Consider the following 18,586-nt stretch of genomic DNA (forward strand, 5'->3'; position numbering starts at 1 on the left):
CCGGCGATCGACGGGACGCGTGGCCGGGTCGTTCGCGAAAGGCCCGGGTCTGCGGAGAGCGTTGTGCCGGGGCGCACGCATCGCGGCGCCGGCGTTGGCCGCGGCAGGCGTGGCTCAGCGGCGCTCCAGCGCCTGCAGGTAGCGCTGCCGCCACACGCCGATGTCGTTCTTGCGCAGGTGTTCCATCATGGTCTGCCAGCGCTCGATGCGCTTGGCCTTGGGCAGCGAGGCGGCGGTGGCGATCGCATCGGCGACGCCGTCCAGGTCGTGCGGATTGACCAGCAGCGCTTCCTTCAGTTCGTCGGCGGCGCCGGCCAGCAGCGACAGCACTAGCACGCCGGGATTCTCCGGGTCCTGCGCGGCCACGTATTCCTTGGCCACCAGGTTCATGCCGTCGCGCAGCGGCGTCACCAGCCCGACCTGGGCGGCGCGGTAGAAGCCGGTCAGGGTGGCATGGGTGAAGTTGCGGTTGACGTAGCGCAGCGGCGTCCAGTCCGGCTCGGCGTGGCCGCCGTTGATGTGCCCGGCGATCTGCTCGAGCTGGTTGCGCAACTGCTTGTACTCGGTGACGTCGCCGCGCGAGACCGGCGCGATCTGCAGGTAGGTGAGGCTGCCGCGCTGGTCCGGGTGCCGCTCCAGGTAGCGCTCGAAACCGAGGAAGCGTTCGGGCAGGCCCTTGGAGTAGTCCAGCCGGTCCACGCCGATCGCCAGCTGGCGATCGCGCAGGCTGCTGCGCAGGTCGCGCACCGCCGGCTTGCCCACCGCCGCGCGCGCCTGCTGCGCGATCAGTTCGGTGTCGATGCCGATCGGGAATTTCTCGGCGCGGAAGCGGCGCCCGCCGGGCGCTTCCAGCACGCCGTCCTTGATCACCTTGCCGCCGCCGAACAGGCGCACGTAGGCCTGGAAGCGGTCCACGTCGCGCTGGGTCTGGAAGCCGACCAGGTCGTAGGCGTAGAAGCCGGAGAACAGCCGCGCATGGTCGGGCAGGGCCTGGATCAGGTCGGCCGAGGGGAACGGCACGTGCAGGAAGAAGCCGATGCGGCAGCCGATGCCGCGCTCGCGCAGCAGCGAGGCCAGCGGGATCAGGTGGTAGTCGTGGATCCACACCGTGTCGTCTTCGCGCAGCAGCGGCGCCAGCTTCTCGGCGAACATCGCGTTGACCCGGCGGTAGCCTTCGCGGGTGGCGCGGTCGTAGTCGACCAAGTCCAGGCGGAAGTGCAGCAGCGGCCACAGCGTGCGGTTGGCGAAGCCGTTGTAGTACGCGTCCAGGTCGGCGCGGTTGAGGTCCATGGTGACGAAGCGGATGTCGCCCTGGGTCTGCTCGTGCATCGCGCCGCTGTCGCCGCGCACGGTCTTGCCGCTCCAGCCGAACCAGACCCCGCCGCGTTCCTTCAACGCGGCGAGCAAGCCCACCGCCAGGCCGCCGGCGCGGTTCTCGCCGGGCAAGGCCACGCGGTTGGATACCACCACCAATCTGCTCATGACGCCTCCTGCCAGCTGCGCGACAATCGCATCGCGGCGATGATCAGGCCGACGTGCGAATAGGTTTGCGGGAAATTGCCCCAGGCTTCGCCGCCGTCGAAGGCCAGATCCTCCGACAGCAGGCCCAGGTGGTTGCGGCGCGCGAGGATGCGCTCGAACAGCTCGCGCGCCTCGTCCTTGCGCCCGATCGCGGCGAGCGCGTCGATGTACCAGAACGTGCAGATGGTGAAGCTGGTCTCCGGCTCGCCGAAATCGTCCGGGGCCACGTAGCGGTACAGCGCGTCGCCGTGCTTGAGGTCGCGGCCGATCGCCTCGACCGTGGCGACGAAGCGCGCATCGTCCGGGGCGATGAAGCCGATGTCGGCCAGCAACAGCAGCGAGGCGTCCAGGCGGTGGCCGTTGAAGGTGTCGGTGAAATGGCCGCGCTCGGCGCTCCAGGATTCGGCCAGCACCCGCGCATGGATGCTGTCGGCGCGTTCGCGCCAGTAGGCCACGCGCGCGTCCAGGCCCAGCCGCGCGGCGATCTTGGCCAGGCGGTCGCAGGCCGCCCAGCACATCGCGCTGGTATAGGTGTGCACCTCGGCGCGGCCGCGGAATTCCCACAGCCCGGCGTCGGGCACGTCGTGCAGCGCGAACGCGCGCTCGCCCAGCGGCTCCAGGCGCAGGAAGGTGTCGGCATCGCCCGGATCCTTCAGGCGCAGGTCGAAGAACAGCTGGGTGGAGGCCAGCACCACGCTGCCGTACACGTCGTGCTGCTTCTGGATCCAGGCCAGGTTGCCGCGCCGCACCGGGCCCATGCCGCGGTAGCCGGCCAGCGATTCGACCTCGTGCTCCTCCAGGGCCGCCTCGAAGCCGATGCCGTACAGCGGCTGCAGGCTGCCGTCGGTGGTGGCGATGTTGAAGATGTAGCCGAGGAACTGCTCCATGGTGCGGGTGGCGCCGAGCCGGTTCAGCGCGCGCACCACGAAGGCGGCATCGCGCAGCCAGCAATAGCGGTAGTCCCAGTTGCGCGGGGTGTCCGGCGCTTCGGGAATCGAGGTGGTCATCGCCGCGATGATCGCGCCGCTGTCCTCGTACTGGCACAGCTTCAGGGTGATCGCGCTGCGGATCACCGCGTCCTGCCAGTCCAGCGGCACCGACAGGTAGCGCACCCATTCGCGCCAGTATTCCTCGGTGCGTTCCTGCGCTTCCTGGATGTAGCCGGTCAGCGAGCGGGTCAGCGATTCGTCCACGCCGAGCATCAGGTTGACCGGGTGGTTGAGCACGAACGGCAGCTCGTCGCGGATGAAGCGCACCGGCACGTCGGTGGTCAGGCGCAGGGTGAAGTCCGGCAGCAGCCAGCGCACGTGGTTGCTGCCCCAGGTGCTTTCCGGCTGGCGCGCGCCCCAGTCGGCCAGCGGCCGCGCCAGCACGCGGATGCGCGGGTTGCCGGACAGCGGACGCACCTGGCGGATGATGCTGACCGGCCGGTAGAAGCGGCCGTGGTTGCGCCAGCGCGGCGCGAAGTCGATCACTTCCACCGCGCCGCCATGCGCGTCGCGCAGCACGGTGCGCAGGATCGCGGTGTTGGCCAGGTAGTGCTGCTCGCTGTCGGCGAAATCCTCCAGTTCGATGCTGAAGTCGCCGCCGGCGTGGTCGCGCGGCGACAGCAGCGCGCAGAACGCCGGGTCGCCGTCGAAGGCGGGCAGGCAGCTCCACACCACGCGCGCCTGCTTGTCGACCAGTGCGCCGAAACTGCCGTTGCCGATCACGCCGAGGTCGAGGTTGGGGGAACTCATGGAGAAAGCAGGTCCTTGTGCGAGGTCGGGGAGGGGGCGAAAGGCGCGGCCGCGGCGCGCGTGACGCGCGCTGTCGCACGCGCCGCGCTCATGCGGCGTTGTCGCGCAACCATGCGTGTACGCCGTGTGTATCGGGCAGCGCGAAGGTCGCCGCGCTGTCGGCGCGGGTGCCGACCAGCACGCTCCAGCCGCCGTGGCGGTTGGCCGCGGCGAAGCCGAATTCGTCGGTGAGGTCGTCGCCGACGAACACCGGGCGCCGGCCCCGGAACGGCGGATGCTGCAGCAGCGTGGTCAGCGCCTGGCCCTTGTCGCTGCCCTCTGGCACGAACTCGACCACGTGGTCGCCGGGCTGCAGGCGATAGCCGGGCAGCGCGTCGATCTGTTGCTGGGCGAAGGCGATGACCTGCGGGCCAGCGTCCGGTGCGGCGCGCCAGTGCAGCGCCAGGCTGGCGCCCTTGTCTTCGACCAGCACGCCCGGATGCGCCTGGCGCAGGTGCGCGGCGCGCTGGTGCAGGCCATGCAGCCACTGCGAGGTATCGGCCGGCATCGCCGCGCGGGCGTTGCTGTCGCTGCGCAGTTCGTGGCCGTGCAGGCCCGCGGCGGGCAGGCGCAAGGGCGCGAACAGCGCGTCCAGCTGCGCCAGCGGCCGGCCGCTGACCAGCGCCAGCGCACCGCCCAGGCGCGCGCTGAGGCGGCCGATCGCCTCGCGCACCTCGGGCAGCAGGTGCACGCCGTCGGGACGGTCGGCGAAGGCGATGAGGGTGCCGTCCACGTCCAGGAACAATGCGCAGGCATCGTCCAGGCGCGGCGGCGGCGGTCGGAGGGGGAGCGCGTCAGCCATCCGTTCATGATGAACGAGACGGCGTTAGGGTCAGGTGGATTGGGGGCCGGGATTCGGGAGTGGGGAGTCGGGATTGGCAAACCCCGCTGTTGCGAATCCCCAATCCCAAATCCCCAATCCCGCACCTTCCTCAGAAGGTGTACCGCACCCGCCCGTAGTAGTAAGCGCCATTGCTGCCGATCGGCGACAGCACGTCGTAGGGCAGGTTGCCGAAGTAGTAGATGTCGGTGTTGGAGCGGTCGGAGTAGTTGTCGGTGAGGTTCTGCCCGCCCAGCGCCACGCTCCACTGCGGGGTGATGCGGTACTCGACCTCGGCGTCGAGCTGCCACTCGGCGCCGTAGGTCTGCCGCGGCACGTAGCCGTCGCCGAAGTCGAACACGCGGGTGGCGCTGCCGTAGCGGCTGAGGCGGGTCTGCAGCGCCCAGCGGTCGTTGCTCCAGTTCGCCGCGAACTGGGCGCGGGTGCGCGGTGCGGCGTCGGTCAGGGTGTTGCTCTCCTCTACGCCGAACAGCACGTAGTCCGGGTTCAGCGGCAGCAGCTGCGCCGGCGTGGCGACCAGGTTCTTCAGCTCGGTCTTGGCGTAGCTCCAGGTGCCGGTCAGCTGCAGCTGGCCGTCGCCCAGCGCCTGCCGCCAGTTGCTGACCAGTTCGGCGCCGCGGGTGCGGGTGTCGGCGGCGTTGACGAAGAAGCTGGCGCTCTGCAGGCCGGTGACGCCGAAGTTCTGCGCCACGAACGCGGTCAGCGCGTCGCCGCTGATGTCCTCCGACAGCGCGATGCGGTCGTCGATGTCGATCTGGAACAGGTCCAGCGACAGGTCGAAGTGGGAACCGATGCGGCTGGTGAAGCCGAGGCTGTAGTTGACCGACTTCTCCGGCTTCAGTTCTTTCGCGCCCAGCGCCTGCGCGATCGGGTTGTTGACCGACAGCAGCCGGCCCTGCAGCAGCTGGCCGGAGGCGTCGTAGCCGGTGGAGGTGGCTTCGTAGCCGATCTGGCTCAGCGACGGCGCATGGAAGTTGTTGGAGATCGCGCCGCGCAGCGCGAACGCCGGCACGAACTCGTAGCGCGCGGCCAGCTTGCCGGTCAGTTCGCCGCCGAAATCCTGGTAGTGCTCGTAGCGCGCGGCCAGGTCGGTGGAGAACTTGTCGCCGAACTGGCTGGACAGGCTGGTGTAGACGCTGGCGACGTTGCGCGACAGGTCGGCCGCGTCCTGCGGGGTCAGCCCGCCGCCGGCCTGGGCGCCGGTGGGACGGTCGGTGTAGGCGCCGGCGGCGTAGCTGGCCGGGTCGCCGGGACGGGTGCGGTAGTGCTCGCGGCGGAACTCCACGCCGCTGCCGACGGTGTGGGTGGCGCCGGCGGCGTCGAAGCTGCGGCTCAGGTCCAGGTTGGCCACGCTCTGCTCGAAGGCGTAGTCGCCGGTCTTGAAGCGGGTCGGGCTGTCCGGGCCGAGCGAGGCGTTGAGCGAGTTCTTCAGCCGGTAGGTGAAGTCGTTGCGGCCGTAGTCCAGGCTGGCGTCGTAGGCCCAGTCGCCCCACTGCCCGCGCGCGCCGGCCACGCCCTGCAGGTCGCGGTTCTCGCCCAGCGACACCGGCCGGTAGCCGTTCGGATAGACCTGGGTCCAGTTGGCGTCGCTGTCGGGATAGCGGAAGTAGTTGGCGCCCTGCGTGTCGCGCTGGTTGTAGGTGCCGAAGAAGTAGAACTCGCTGGTCTGGCCGAACGGCAGCTTGCCGTTGATCCAGGCGTTGAGGTCCTTGCTGGCGCCGTCGCCGAGCACGTAGTTGCGCTTGCCGGCCAGGGCCAGGTTGGCCGGGGTCTGCGCCTCGAAGAACGGGATCTGGTCGTAGCCGGCGCGGTTGGTGCCCTCGCGGTTCTTCAGCTCCAGGCCGACCTTGAAGAAGCCGCCGTCCTCGCCCAGGCGGGTGCCGACCTTGGCGCTGGCGTAGCTGGTCTGGCCATCGGTGACGGTGCGGTCGATCGGCTTCACATCGGTGTGGTTGGCGCCGAAGCTGGCTTCCAGCGCGCCGCTGTCCGGATCGTCGTCGAGGATCACGTTGATCACCCCGGCCACCGCGTCCGAGCCGTATTGCGCGCCGGCGCCGTCGCGCAGCACTTCGATGCGCTTGATCGCGCTGATCGGGATCGAGTTGAAGTCCACCGGGGTGGTGCCCTTGCCGATCTTGCTGTCGGTGTTGACCAGCGCCGAGGTGTGGCGGCGCTTGCCGTTGACCAGCACCAGCACCTGGTCGGGCGAGAGCCCGCGCAGCTGCGCGGCGCGGATGTGGTCGGCGCCGCCGGAGTTGGACTGGCGCGGGAAGTTGAACGACGGCAGCAGCGCCTGCAGCGCGCTGCCCAGCTCGCCGTTGACCACGCCGGCCTTGCGGATGTCCTCGGCGCTGAGCACGTCGACCGGGGCGGTGGACTCGAGCACGGTGCGGCCGCTGGCGCGGGTACCGGTGACGATCACCGTGTCCAGGTTGGTCGCGGTGCCGGAATCGGCCTGCTGCGCCAGGGCGGGGGCCGACAGGGCCAGGGCGATGGCCAGGCTCAGCGGCCGGGCGAACGGGTACGACATGGGGGCTCTCTCCTGCAGTGACGCAAAACCCGGCTGCGGCGGTGGTCCGTGCCGCGCAGGCGGAATGAATTTCGGGTACATCCATCCGGATGGAGCGATATATTATCTTATCGTTAACGCGGCCGCGAGCCGCCCGGTCCGCCGCGTTCGGCATGAGCTGATTCCCTGCGGTTATCGGGCGCGCGCTGCCGCGCTCGCCTACCATTCCGTCCTTCCGTTCCGCTTCCGAGACCTGCCGATGTTGCTGCGTGCCCCCCTGCTTGCCGTGTTCCTGGCCCTGACCGCCTGCGCCAGCGTGGCGCCGTCCGCTTCCACCGCGCCGGCCACCGTCGGCGCCGCGCTGCAGGGCGATGCCGCGCGGCCGGCGCAGGCCAGCGGCTGGGTGCGCAGCGAACTGTATTTCGGGGTCGGCGAGGAGAGCGGTCCGGCCGACCGCCCGCAGGCCGAGCCGATCAGCGAGGCGCAATGGCGCGCGTTCCTGGACAAGCAGGTCACGCCGCGCTTCCCCGACGGCCTGACCGTGTTCGACGCCTACGGGCAGTGGCTGTTCCGCGGCGCCAAGGAACCGAACCGGCTCAACACCAAGGTGCTGGTGATCCTGCACGAGGACACGCCGCAGCGCCGCGCCGACATCGAGGCGATCCGGCTGGCGTGGAAGCAGGCCACCGGGCACCAGTCGGTGCTGTGGTCGCGGCAGCCGGTGGAGGTGTCGTTTTGAAGCCGGGATTGGGGATTGGGGATTCGGAAGAGCGGGCGGTGACGTTTTCGATCCGCCAGGACGATCTGTCCGGTGAAGCGGTGCGTGCCTTGCTCGCGTACCACCTGCAGCAGATGCATGCGCAGTCGCCGCCGGGCAGCGTCTATGCGCTGGACCTGTCCGGATTGCAGCGCGACGACGTGAGCGTGTGGAGCGTCTGGCGCGGCGACGCGCTGGCCGCGGTCGGCGCATTGCGCGTGCTGGACGACGGCGGCGGCGAGCTGAAGTCGATGCGGACCCATCCGGACTTCCTGCGCCAGGGCGCGGCCGCGGCCCTGCTGGAACACATCGTGGCCAGCGCGCGCGCCGCCGGCCTGCGCCGGCTGAGCCTGGAGACCGGCAGCGGCCCCGCGTTCGACGCGGCGCTGGCGATGTACCGGCGCCGCGGCTTCCGCAACGGGCCGGCGTTCGCCGACTACGTGCCGAGTGCGTTCAACCAGTTCCTGCACCTGGACCTGTAGCCGCGGCAGATGCGCAGGCCGGGATGCTGCATCCCTGTCCGCGCGCCAATCCGCAAGCGCCGCTTCCATTACCATCCATCGATCCCTCACGCAGCCATCGCCCGCATGCCCAGCACCGCTCCTGTTTCGTCGCGCCCGCGCTGGTTCGTCGCCGGCGACCTCAACGGCTTCTTCGGCCTGGTGCTCGACAACCTGTCGATCCTCGGCTTCATCACCGCGGCCCTGATCGGCCTGTTCCAGTTCCCGGCCGAGGTCATCTACACGCGGATGATTCCCGGCACCGCGTTCGGCGTGCTGATCGGCAATCTGCTGTACACGTGGATGGCGCGCCGGCTGGCCGCGCGCAGCGGGCGCAGCGACGTCACCGCGATGCCGCTGGGCCTGGACGCGCCGACCAGCATCGGCATGGCGCTGCTGGTGCTCGGCCCGGCGTTCGTGCGCTACAAGCAGCAGGGCCTGGACCCGCAGGCCGCGGCGATCGCCACCTGGCACCTGGGCATGGCCGCGCTGGTGGTGATGGGCGTGCTGAAGACGGTGCTGTCGTTCTTCGGCGACGCGGTCACCCGCGCGTTGCCGCGGGCGGCGCTGCTCGGCTCGATCGCCGGCATCGCGCTGGTGCTGATGGGCTTCTTGCCGTTGCTGGAGACGCTGCGTTCGCCGCTGGTCGGCCTGCTCGTGCTGGGCCTGCTGCTGTACGTGCTGATCGCCAAGGGCCGCCTGCCGTACGGCGTGCCCGGCGTGCCGCTGGCGCTGGTGCTCGGCACCGGCCTGTACTACTGGTCGAACGCGGCCGGGTTCGGCATCCCCGGCTACCAGGCGCCGCAGTGGGTGGCGCCGCAGCTGGTGCTGCCGTGGCCGAGCCTGGGCTTCGTCGCCGGCCTGGCCGACGCGGTGCCGCTGTTGCCGCTGCTGCTGCCGTTCGGCCTGCTGATGGTGGTCGGCGGCATCAACGTCAGCGAGAGTGCGCGCGCCGCCGGCGACGACTACCGCACCCGCGACATCCTGCTGGTCGAAGCCTGCTCGACGCTGGTCGCCGGCGTCTGCGGCGGCGTCGCCCAGACCACGCCCTACATCGGCCAGCCGGCCTACAAGCACATGGGCGCGCGCAGCGGCTACACGCTGCTGACCGGCTTGTTCATCGGCCTGGGCGGCATGCTCGGCCTGGTCGCCGGGCTGGTGCAGTGGCTGCCGCTGGCGGTGCTGGCGCCGATCATCGTGTACGTGGCCATCGACATCACCACCCAGGCGTTCCAGGCCACGCCCAAGCGCCACGCCGGCGCCATGGTGCTGGGCTTCCTGCCGTCGGTGGCCTACCTGCTGGCGATCAAGGCGCCGGGCTGGATCCCGCCGGACAAGCTGGCCGCGCTGACCACCACCCTGGACGGCCACGGGCTGCCCGAACTGGCGGTGATCTTCACCCTGGGCAACGGCTTCATCATCACCGCGATGCTGTGGATCGCGGCGGTGGCGGCGATGGTGGACGGGCGCCTGCGCCGTGCCGCGGTGGTCCTGCTGGTGGCGGCCGGGTTGACCCTGTTCGGCCTGATCCACTCGGTGGATCCGCGCGGCGGCATCTACCTGCCGTGGACGCTGAGCGGGCTGCCCAAGCTGATCGCCTGGCAATTCGCCGGCGGCTACGTGGCCCTGGCCGCGCTGCTCGGCCTGCTGTCGCTGCAGAAGCCACGCGCGGTGCTGGTGGACTGACTGCGCGACAATCGGCGCCGGCATCGCGCCGGCGCGCGAGCGGAGAGTGGCATGGACAAGAGCACTGGCCTGCGCGCGAGCGTGCTGGCGTTGGCGCTGGCGTGGATGCCCACGGCCGGGGCGATGTCGTTCGACTGCGCCAAGGCGTCCGGCGCGGTCGAGCGGCTGTTGTGCACGGACCAGCGACTGGACGCCGCGGACGAATGGCTGGCCCGGCGCTACGCGGCGCTGGCGGCCTTGTCCCCGGCGCGTGCGGCGACGGCGCGCTGGCTGATCGAACACAAGGCGATGCCGGCGCAGCAGGCCGAGCAGGTCGCCGCGGCCATCGTCGCGACGTGGGTGGATGCGCGCATCGCCTTCGGGAGGGCGCTTCTGGCTAGCGTCGCTCATCCATTGCGCGGCGGCGATGCCGCGCGTGGAGGCTGAACGCCGGCCGTCCCGCATTGGAACCGGCGACGGGCGTGGTGGTCACACCTGCCACTGTTCAACGGAGAACCGGACACCATGCAGCCGCGTCATTCGTTCTGGCCCTGGATCCTGGTCGCGGTGCTGGTGGCCGCCGCCGCGTCGTGGCTGTTCCGCGACAACCTGAGCGCGCTGCTGCGCGGGGCCGAGCCTGCACCTGCCGCGGTGGCGCCGGCACCCGCTTCCGGCGCGGCGCCGCCCGCGCCCGCGGCGGCAGCGGCCGCAGCGCCGGCGCCGATCCAGCATCCGATCGATCCTGCCGCCGCGGCCGATGCGGCGATCCCGGCGCTGGCCGACAGCGACGCGGCGGCGTGGGCCGAACTGGCGACGCTGGCCGGCAGCGAGGCGCCGCTGGCGCTGTTGCTCCGCGACCATCTGATCCAGCGTGCGGTGACGATGATCGACAACCTGCCGCAGCGCCGCGTCGCCGCGCGGACCCTGGCGCTGACGCCGGTCCCCGGGCAATTGCAGGTCGCCACCGATGCGGCCGGCGCCAGCACCATCGCCGAGACCAACGCGCAGCGCTACGCCCCGTACGTGCAGGCCTTCAGCCGGGCCGATGCCGGCGCCATGGTGGCCGCGTACCGGCGCTTCTATCCCTTGTTCCAGCAGGCGTATGTGGAGCTGGGCTATCCCCAGGGCTATTTCAACGACCGCCTGGTGCAGGTGATCGACCACCTGCTGCAGGCGCCGCTGCCGGCGGCGCCTGCAGCGGTGGTCGTCGATGCGCGCACCGGCAAGTACCGCTTCGTCGATCCGGCGCTGGAGTCGCTGTCGGTCGGGCAGAAGGCGCTGCTGCGCCTGGGGCCGGCGCAGGCCGAGGCGGTGCGCAAGCAATTGCAGGCGATCCGTGCGGCGTTGGTGCGGACCTGAGGGCGATCCTGGTTGGCTGCCGTACCGGCGTTATGAAGCGTCTTGCGCAGCGTTGCAGGGCTCATGTGGGAGCGACTGCAATCGCTCCCACAAATGTGGCGCGCGCTTCCTCTGCAGGAGCGGCTTCAGCCGCGACAGAAACCATCCGAAAGTGGTGCCTGTCGCGGCTGAAGCCGCTCCTGCAAGCGCAATCGGGTCAGGCTGGCGCAGGGACTCCCGCGATCGGCCATGCGCAGCGCATGCCGCGCGGCCTCACCCATCCAGCTCCGGATACCGCCGGAAAATCCCGTTGTCGTTGAACGGCAGGCGCCGCGCCGAGGCCAGGTAGGCCGCGACGCCGGGGCGTTCGGACACGCGCTGCTGCAGGGTGCGCAGCTGCGGCAGCTTCGGCGAGAGTTTCTTCATCGCGTTGGGGAAGGCGTAGTCCAGCCCGCTCATCAGCTGGAACAGCGACAGGTCCACGTAGGAATGTTCGCGCAGCGCATGGCGCCCGCCGCCCTGGCCCAGCACCTGCTCGAAGTAGCCCAGGAACTTCGGCAGCCGCTGCGTGCGCAGGTCCTCGGCGCGGCGCTTGGCTTCGGGCTTCTGGTCTTCGTAGTACAGCGTGCTGGCGACGGGATGGTGGCTGTCGTGGATCTCGGTCACCAGGTCGGCGATCGTCAGCTGCAACTGCAGCGCCTGCGTGCGCCGCGACTCGCTGTCCGGCACCAGGCCCAGCGACGGCCCCAGGTAGTGCAGGATGTTGGCGACCTGCGCGATCACCAGCCGCCCGGCCTTCAGGAACGGCGGCGCGAACGGCCGCACGCCCGGCTGCGCGCCGTCGAGGAACGGCTGCATGGCCGCATCGCCTTCCTCGCGGGCGACGTCGCGGTAGGCCGCGCCGGCATCCTCCAGCGCCAGCCGCACGAACTCGCCACGGCCCTGGATGCCGGTCCAGTAATAGAGTTCGTAGTGCATTGCGGCTCCTGTGCGGGAATGTTCGGAAGCGCGAGGGTAGGCGCTGTACGGGTAGCGGCGTGTGACCATGCCGCGACCCGTGCAGGGGCGCCGCGCGGCGGGCCGGAGCCAGGGCAGGATGCAGCGGCGGCAGGCGACGCATGGCGCGGTTGCCGCCGCGCGACACGGGTCGCGGACCCGGTGGCCGGGCGGCGCAGGCGTATACAGCCGGCCCCGCGGCCTTGAAACATGCCGCGCCAACCGCATTTGACTAGCATGCCGGCAAGGCCGGCCTCCCTTTTCAGAGGAACTTCCCGATGCGGATGGACAAGCTCACGTCGCGTTTCCAGCAGGCGCTGGCCGACGCCCAGTCGCTGGCCGTGGGCCGCGATCACACCATCGTCGAGCCGGTGCACGTGTTCACCGCGCTGCTCGACCAGTCCGGCGGCAGCACCCGGCCGCTGCTGGCGCAGGCCGGCGTCAACGTGCCGGTGCTGCGCGAGCGGCTGGGCGAGGCGCTGGAAAAGCTGCCCAAGGTCAGCGGCCAGCCCGGCAACCTGTCGATCGGCAACGACCTGAGCCGGCTGCTCAACCAGACCGACAAGCTGGCGCAGCAGCACAACGACCAGTTCATCGCCAGCGAGTGGTTCGTGCTGGCCGCGGCCGACGATGCCGGCGCGCTGGGCCTGGCGCTGCGCGCCGCCGGCGCCGACAAGAAGAAGATCGAAGCGGCCATCGACAAGCTGCGCGGCGGCGACACCGTGCAGTCGGAGAACGCCGAAGACCAGCGCCAGGCGCTGGAGAAGTACACCGTCGACCTCACCGCGCGCGCCGAGAGCGGCAAGCTCGATCCGGTGATCGGCCGCGACGAGGAAATCCGCCGCACCATCCAGGTGTTGCAGCGGCGCACCAAGAACAACCCGGTGCTGATCGGCGAACCCGGCGTCGGCAAGACCGCCATCGTCGAGGGCCTGGCCCAGCGCATCGTCAACGGCGAGGTGCCGGAAGGCCTGCGCGGCCGCCGCGTGCTGTCGCTGGACATGGGCGCGCTGATCGCCGGCGCCAAGTTCCGCGGCGAGTTCGAGGAGCGGCTCAAGGGCGTGCTCAACGACCTGTCCAAGACCGAAGGCCAGGTCATCCTGTTCATCGACGAACTGCACACCATGGTCGGCGCCGGCAAGGCCGACGGCGCGATGGATGCGGGCAACATGCTCAAGCCGGCGCTGGCGCGCGGCGAGCTGCACTGCATCGGCGCCACCACGCTGGACGAGTACCGCAAGTACATCGAGAAGGACGCCGCGCTGGAGCGGCGCTTCCAGAAGGTGTTCGTCGGCGAACCGACCGTGGAGGACACCATCGCGATCCTGCGCGGGCTCAAGGAGCGCTACGCGGTGCACCACGGCGTGGAGATCACCGACCCGGCGATCGTCGCCGCGGCCACGCTGTCCAACCGCTACATCACCGACCGCCAGCTGCCGGACAAGGCCATCGACCTGATGGACGAGGCCGCCAGCCGCATCCGCATGGAGATCGACTCCAAGCCGGAGGAACTGGACCGCCTGGAGCGGCGCCTGATCCAGCTGAAGATCCAGCGCGAGATGCTGAAGAAGGAGAAGGACGAGGCCTCGCGGCAGCGCCTGGCCGACCTGGAGAGCGACATCGACAAGCTCGAGCGCGAGTTCTCCGACCTCGACGAGGTGTGGAAGTCGGAGAAGGCCGCGCTGCAGGGCGCGACCAGGATCAAGGAGCAGATCGAGCAGGCGCGGGTCGAGCTGGAGGCGGCGCAGCGGCGCCAGGACTACGCCAAGATGAGCGAGATCCAGTACGGCCTGCTGCCGAACCTGGAGAAGCAGCTGGCCGCGGCCGGCGATGCCGAGCATCACGACTTCACCCTGGTGCAGGACCGCGTCACCGCCGAGGAGATCGCCGAGGTGGTGTCGCGCTGGACCGGCATCCCGGTCAGCAAGATGCTCGAGGGCGAGCGCGACAAGCTGCTGCGCATGGAGGACGAACTGCACCGGCGCGTGGTCGGCCAGGAAGAGGCGATCAAGGTGGTATCCGACGCGGTGCGGCGCTCGCGCGCCGGCCTGTCCGATCCGAACCGGCCCAGCGGCTCGTTCCTGTTCCTGGGCCCCACCGGCGTCGGCAAGACCGAGCTGTGCAAGGCGCTGGCCGATTTCCTGTTCGACAGCACCGACGCCATGATCCGCATCGACATGAGCGAGTTCATGGAGAAGCATTCGGTGGCGCGGCTGATCGGCGCGCCTCCGGGCTACGTCGGCTACGAGGAAGGCGGCTATCTCACCGAGGCGGTGCGGCGCCGGCCGTATTCGCTGATCCTGCTCGACGAGGTGGAGAAGGCGCACAGCGACGTGTTCAACATCCTGCTGCAGGTGCTCGACGACGGCCGCCTCACCGACGGCCAGGGCCGCACCGTGGACTTCCGCAACACCGTCATCGTGATGACCTCGAACCTGGGCTCGCACCAGATCCAGGAACTGAGCGGCGACGGCTCGGCCGAGGCCTACACGCAGATGAAGGCGGCGGTGATGGGCGTGGTGCAGGCGCATTTCCGCCCGGAATTCGTCAACCGGCTGGACGACATCGTGGTGTTCCACCCGCTGGACAAGGCGCAGATCAAGTCGATCGCGCGGATCCAGCTGGGCGGCCTGGACAAGCGCCTGGCCGAGCGCGGCCTGAAGATCGAACTCAGCGACCGCGCGCTGGAACTGCTCGGCAACGTCGGCTTCGATCCGGTGTACGGGGCGCGGCCGCTGAAGCGCGCGATCCAGTCGCAGCTGGAGAATCCGCTGGCGCAGCAGATCCTGTCCGGGCAGTTCCTCGGCGGCGACACCATCCGCGTGGATGCCGAGGGCGGGCACCTCACCTTCCACAAGGCCTGAGGCGCGCCGAAGCGCCGGTCGATTCCATTGCCCGATCGGTAGCCGGCGCCGTTGCAACGGCGCCGGCTTCTTTCCTGCCACGCGGCGGCGCGTGGCGCCTATTTCGCCAGGGAAAGCGAGATTTCCGCCACGCATGCCGCCTCGGGGTGGGCGCGTTGTTCGACGAACAGGCCCTGCAGCGTGGCTCCGACGGCAAGCTTGTCGCGCCGGAAGCTGGCGCTGACGCCATCGTCGGAGTCCGCGAACTGCCGGCTGGGCGGCTCCAGCGAGTCGTACTGCTTGGAGAATCCGGCGGCGGCCAGCCTGTCCGCCAATTGGCCGAGCCGCAGCGGGCACGTCCCGCCCATGTCGCGATAGCGGTAGCCCTGCTCGCCATCCGCGGACGCCGCGGGATCCGCGTGCGAACTGATGGAGAGCGAGAGCGATGCCTCTTCCGGCGTGTACGTCGCTTCGATCCGTTGCTGGAGTGCCGTGCCCGGTGCATCGACGTAGGCGACGAAGACGCTGCCGACCGGTTGCGGCGGCGAGGGATTCCACGGCTCGGCGCGTGGCGGCGGCAGCATGCCAGGAACGAAATCGACGTCGAACCGATCGCATAGGTGGGCAAACTTCAAGGCCGCCTCGTCGCCGGCGATCACCGCGTCGAGCACGCCGAGATAGCGTTGCGTCAGCACCGTCGCCGACACGCTGTCGGCGGACGTGCGCTCTGCGGCATGTCGCTGCTGCCGCGCATCGCAATCGCCTGGCTGGCGCCATTGCTCCATGGCGTAGGACGGCGGCGACGCGGCCCGCGCGAACGCCGGCAGGGCGAGCACCAGCAGCGAGAGCGAGCGGATGGCGGCGTGTTTCATCGGGGCGAGCGTCCTGCATGCGGTCCGGCCCATCATACGAGGCGCCTGCGCACTGCCGCATCGGTGCGACTGCCAGCCGCGCAAGCTCCCGGACTGCGAACGCGCTGACAACCCGGCGGCATGGCCTCATAACCGCAGGTTTGCATGCCCCGCCGCGCAGGGCGCTATCGTCTCGGCTCCTCTTGCCGAGACCCGCCCATGTCCGACCCGAACTGGAAGCTGGAAACCATCGCCGTGCATGGCGGCTACCGCCCCGACCCGACCACGCGCGCGGTGGCGGTGCCGATCTACCAGACCGTGGCCTATGCCTTCGACGACACCCAGCACGGCGCCGACCTGTTCGACCTGAAGGTGCAGGGCAACATCTACAGCCGCATCATGAATCCCACCACCGACGTGCTGGAACAGCGCATCGCCGCGCTGGAAGGCGGCATCGGCGCGCTGGCGGTGGCCTCCGGGCAGGCGGCGGTGACCTATGCGATCCAGACCATCGCCGAGGCCGGCGACAACATCGTCTCCTCCAGCGCGTTGTACGGCGGCACCTACAACCTGTTCGCGCATACCCTGCCGCTGTCGGGCATCGAGACCCGCTTCGCCGACTACCGCGAGCCCGACGCGTTCGCCGGGCTGATCGACGAGCGCACCAAGGCGATCTTCGTCGAGTCGATCGGCAATCCGCGCGGCAACGTCACCGACCTGGAAGCGGTCGCCAAGGTGGCGCATGCGCACGGCGTGCCGCTGATCGTCGACAACACCGTGCCCACGCCGTACCTGCTGCGGCCGATCGACTTCGGCGCCGACATCGTGGTGCATTCGCTGACCAAGTACCTGGGCGGGCACGGCACCAGCCTGGGCGGGGCGATCGTGGATTCGGGCAAGTTCCCGTGGGCCGCGCATGCGCAGCGTTTCCGCCGGCTCAACGAACCGGACGTCAGCTACCACGGCGTGGTCTATACCGAGGCGCTGGGCGAGGCCGCCTACATCGGCCGCGCGCGGGTGGTGCCGCTGCGCAACACCGGCGCGGCGCTGTCGCCGTTCAATGCGTTCCAACTCCTGCAGGGCATCGAGACGCTGCCGCTGCGGATGGACCGGATCAACCAGAACACGCTGGCGGTGGCCAGGCACCTGCAGACCGAGGCCAAGGTGGAATGGGTCAACTACGCGGGGCTGCCCGGGCATCCGGAGCATGCGCTGGCGCAGAAGTACCTGCGCGGGCACGGCTCGGGCGTGCTCACCTTCGGCCTGCGCGGCGGCCGCGCCGCCGGCGCGCGCTTCCTCGACGCGCTGCAGCTGTTCACCCGGCTGGTGAACATCGGCGACGCCAAGTCGCTGGCCACGCATCCGGCCTCGACCACGCACCGCCAGCTGTCGCCGCAGGAACTGGAGCGCAGCGGGGTCAGCGAGGACACGGTGCGGCTGTCGGTCGGCATCGAGCACATCGACGACCTGCTCGCCGACCTGCGCCAGGCGCTGGCGCAGGCCTGACCCGGCCCGGGGCGCGCGCGGTGGCCGCCTGGGCGCCGCTGCCGCGAAACACGCCATCGGCCGCGCGGCGGCAGCGGACAGCTCGGCGAAAGGATGGCGCGCCACGCTAGGGCGTGTCATCCATCCCGAGCAGGCCGCGCCGGGTCTGGCGTGCCGTCGGCTGGCGGTGCGTGGCGTCGCGTCAGGCTGGGCGGTCAGGCCGAGCCGCGTGCCGCCGGCGGACGGCCTGCCAGGCACGGCCCGCCAGGCCGCTGTCGGCGCGACCTGCTCCGGGATGGACGGCACGCCCGTGTGCCCGGCCGCCGTGCCGGCATTGCCGTGTCCGCAGGCCAGGAGCGCTCGCCATGTCGTCCATCCCGCATGCCTGGTCGGTCGTGGTCGCCGCGGTGGCCGACCATGCGGTGGCGCCATTGCTGGCGGCGCTGCACCTGACCGGGCTCAGCGACGATCCGCGCGAGATCGCCGCGGCGTTGCTGATCGCGGCCTTGCAGCTGTGCATCATCGGCGTGCTGTTCCGCCCGCTGGAGAGCCTGTGGCCGGCCGAGCGCTGGGAGCACCGGCGCCTGGCCAGGATCGACTTCCACTACACCTGGCTGATGCTGGTCGGGGTGTTCCCGCTGTTCTCGTTCCTGATCCTGACCCCGCTGGCCAATGCGCTGGGCGGTGCCGATGCCAGCGCGGCGGCGGCACCCGAGTTCGGCCTGCGCCATGCGTGGCCGTGGCTGGACCGGCATCCGCTGGCCTTGTTCGCGCTGTACTACCTGGCCTACGACTTCACCTACTACTGGATGCACCGGGTGCAGCACTGGCTGCCGTGGTGGTGGGCGATGCACAGCATGCACCACAGCCAGCGCCAGCTCAGTTGCTGGGCCAACGACCGCAGCAACTACCTGGACGGCGCGCTGCAGTCCTTCGTGCTGGCCGCGGTGGGCGTGGCGTTCGGCATCGCCGCCGACGAGTTCGCCTGGCTGATGCTGCTCGGCGAACTGGTGCAGAACCTGTCGCATGCCAACGTGCGCTTCGGGTTCGGGCCGGTGCTGGACAAGATCCTGGTCGATCCGCGTTTCCATCGCCTGCACCACATGCGCGTGGATCCGCAGCGGCCGAACCTGCACAACTGCAATTTCGGCCAGGTGTTCGCGTTCTGGGACGTGCTGTTCGGCACCGCGCTGTACGGCGAGCCGCTGCGTCCCACCGGGGTCGGCGACCCGATGGTGGACCGCGACAACGAGCTCGGGCTGGTCGCGCTGCAACTGGAGGGGTTGAAGCGGTTCTGGGGCGCGGTGCGGCGCCGTGCCGGATGGAGGCCGGGCGAGGTCGCCTTCAGCGAGGACTATGTGCCGATCCCGGTCGCGCACGTTCCGGTCGAGCATGCGGCGGCGAGCGAATCCGCGGCAGTGGCCGGTGCGGCCGCCGAGGCCACGGTGCAGGGCGGTTCCCGCGTCCCCAGCGGTCTGCTCGGGAGCGGATGACCGCTCCTG

14 protein-coding genes are annotated in these 18,586 nt (G+C 70.3%); 8 read left to right on the forward strand and 6 right to left on the reverse strand.

Annotation, left to right across the window (positions count from 1 at the left end):
* Window positions 1–114 precede the first annotated feature (114 nt).
* The 4 genes from otsA to AB3X10_RS05895 form a co-directional block, all read right to left on the reverse strand.
* Window positions 115–1,482: an alpha,alpha-trehalose-phosphate synthase (UDP-forming) gene (gene otsA / locus AB3X10_RS05880; RefSeq protein ID WP_145702328.1), complete on the reverse strand. Its 1,368-nt coding sequence runs from the start codon at window positions 1,480–1,482 to the stop codon at window positions 115–117.
* Window positions 1,479–3,260: a glycoside hydrolase family 15 protein gene (locus AB3X10_RS05885; protein ID WP_369979879.1), complete on the reverse strand. Its 1,782-nt coding sequence runs from the start codon at window positions 3,258–3,260 to the stop codon at window positions 1,479–1,481. Before AB3X10_RS05885 ends, otsA begins: the two co-directional genes overlap by 4 nt.
* An 88-nt stretch (window positions 3,261–3,348) precedes the next feature.
* On the reverse strand, window positions 3,349–4,101 hold the full coding sequence (gene otsB / locus AB3X10_RS05890) for a trehalose-phosphatase (protein WP_369979880.1): 753 nt from the start codon (window positions 4,099–4,101) through the stop codon (window positions 3,349–3,351).
* A gap of 130 nt (window positions 4,102–4,231) precedes the next feature.
* Window positions 4,232–6,670 carry a TonB-dependent receptor plug domain-containing protein gene (locus tag AB3X10_RS05895; protein ID WP_369979881.1) on the reverse strand — a complete coding sequence of 813 codons (2,439 nt, stop codon included), beginning with the start codon at window positions 6,668–6,670 and terminating at the stop codon, window positions 4,232–4,234.
* A 238-nt stretch (window positions 6,671–6,908) separates the two neighbouring features.
* Between AB3X10_RS05895 and AB3X10_RS05900 the strand changes: the two genes are divergently transcribed.
* From AB3X10_RS05900 to AB3X10_RS05920, 5 genes are all read left to right on the forward strand, one after another.
* A complete protein-coding gene (locus AB3X10_RS05900) occupies window positions 6,909–7,388 on the forward strand; it encodes a DUF3574 domain-containing protein (protein WP_369979883.1) in 480 nt (159 codons plus the stop codon).
* Between the two features lie 38 nt (window positions 7,389–7,426).
* Window positions 7,427–7,888, forward strand: coding sequence for a GNAT family N-acetyltransferase (locus AB3X10_RS05905; RefSeq protein WP_369979885.1), 462 nt, complete (start codon window positions 7,427–7,429; stop codon window positions 7,886–7,888).
* Between the two features lie 105 nt (window positions 7,889–7,993).
* Window positions 7,994–9,592 carry a hypothetical protein gene (locus AB3X10_RS05910; protein ID WP_369979887.1) on the forward strand — a complete coding sequence of 533 codons (1,599 nt, stop codon included), beginning with the start codon at window positions 7,994–7,996 and terminating at the stop codon, window positions 9,590–9,592.
* A 51-nt stretch (window positions 9,593–9,643) separates the two neighbouring features.
* Window positions 9,644–10,018 carry a hypothetical protein gene (locus tag AB3X10_RS05915; RefSeq protein ID WP_369979889.1) on the forward strand — a complete coding sequence of 125 codons (375 nt, stop codon included), beginning with the start codon at window positions 9,644–9,646 and terminating at the stop codon, window positions 10,016–10,018.
* A gap of 78 nt (window positions 10,019–10,096) precedes the next feature.
* Window positions 10,097–10,930, forward strand: a complete 834-nt coding sequence (locus AB3X10_RS05920; protein ID WP_369979891.1) for a DUF3014 domain-containing protein — start codon at window positions 10,097–10,099, stop codon at window positions 10,928–10,930.
* 252 nt (window positions 10,931–11,182) lie between these two features.
* Here AB3X10_RS05920 and AB3X10_RS05925 read toward each other — a convergent pair whose 3' ends face one another.
* On the reverse strand, window positions 11,183–11,887 hold the full coding sequence (locus AB3X10_RS05925; protein ID WP_369979892.1) for a glutathione S-transferase: 705 nt from the start codon (window positions 11,885–11,887) through the stop codon (window positions 11,183–11,185).
* A gap of 296 nt (window positions 11,888–12,183) precedes the next feature.
* Here AB3X10_RS05925 and clpB point away from each other — a divergent pair, with 296 nt between their 5' ends.
* On the forward strand, window positions 12,184–14,769 hold the full coding sequence (clpB, locus tag AB3X10_RS05930) for an ATP-dependent chaperone ClpB (protein ID WP_369979893.1): 2,586 nt from the start codon (window positions 12,184–12,186) through the stop codon (window positions 14,767–14,769).
* A 98-nt stretch (window positions 14,770–14,867) separates the two neighbouring features.
* On the opposite strand, the gene AB3X10_RS05935 is transcribed toward clpB, so the two are convergent.
* Window positions 14,868–15,620 carry a hypothetical protein gene (locus tag AB3X10_RS05935; RefSeq protein WP_369979895.1) on the reverse strand — a complete coding sequence of 251 codons (753 nt, stop codon included), beginning with the start codon at window positions 15,618–15,620 and terminating at the stop codon, window positions 14,868–14,870.
* A gap of 198 nt (window positions 15,621–15,818) precedes the next feature.
* Between AB3X10_RS05935 and AB3X10_RS05940 the strand changes: the two genes are divergently transcribed.
* Window positions 15,819–17,105: an O-acetylhomoserine aminocarboxypropyltransferase/cysteine synthase family protein gene (locus tag AB3X10_RS05940; protein WP_369979897.1), complete on the forward strand. Its 1,287-nt coding sequence runs from the start codon at window positions 15,819–15,821 to the stop codon at window positions 17,103–17,105.
* Window positions 17,106–17,449: 344 nt separating this feature from the next.
* Complete coding sequence (locus AB3X10_RS05945) at window positions 17,450–18,577, forward strand: sterol desaturase family protein (RefSeq protein WP_369979899.1); 1,128 nt, start codon at window positions 17,450–17,452, stop codon at window positions 18,575–18,577.
* Window positions 18,578–18,586: the final 9 nt, after the last annotated feature.

The sequence above is a fragment of the Xanthomonas sp. DAR 80977 genome (assembly GCF_041240605.1).
In the GTDB taxonomy this organism is placed as follows: domain Bacteria; phylum Pseudomonadota; class Gammaproteobacteria; order Xanthomonadales; family Xanthomonadaceae; genus Xanthomonas_A; species Xanthomonas_A bundabergensis.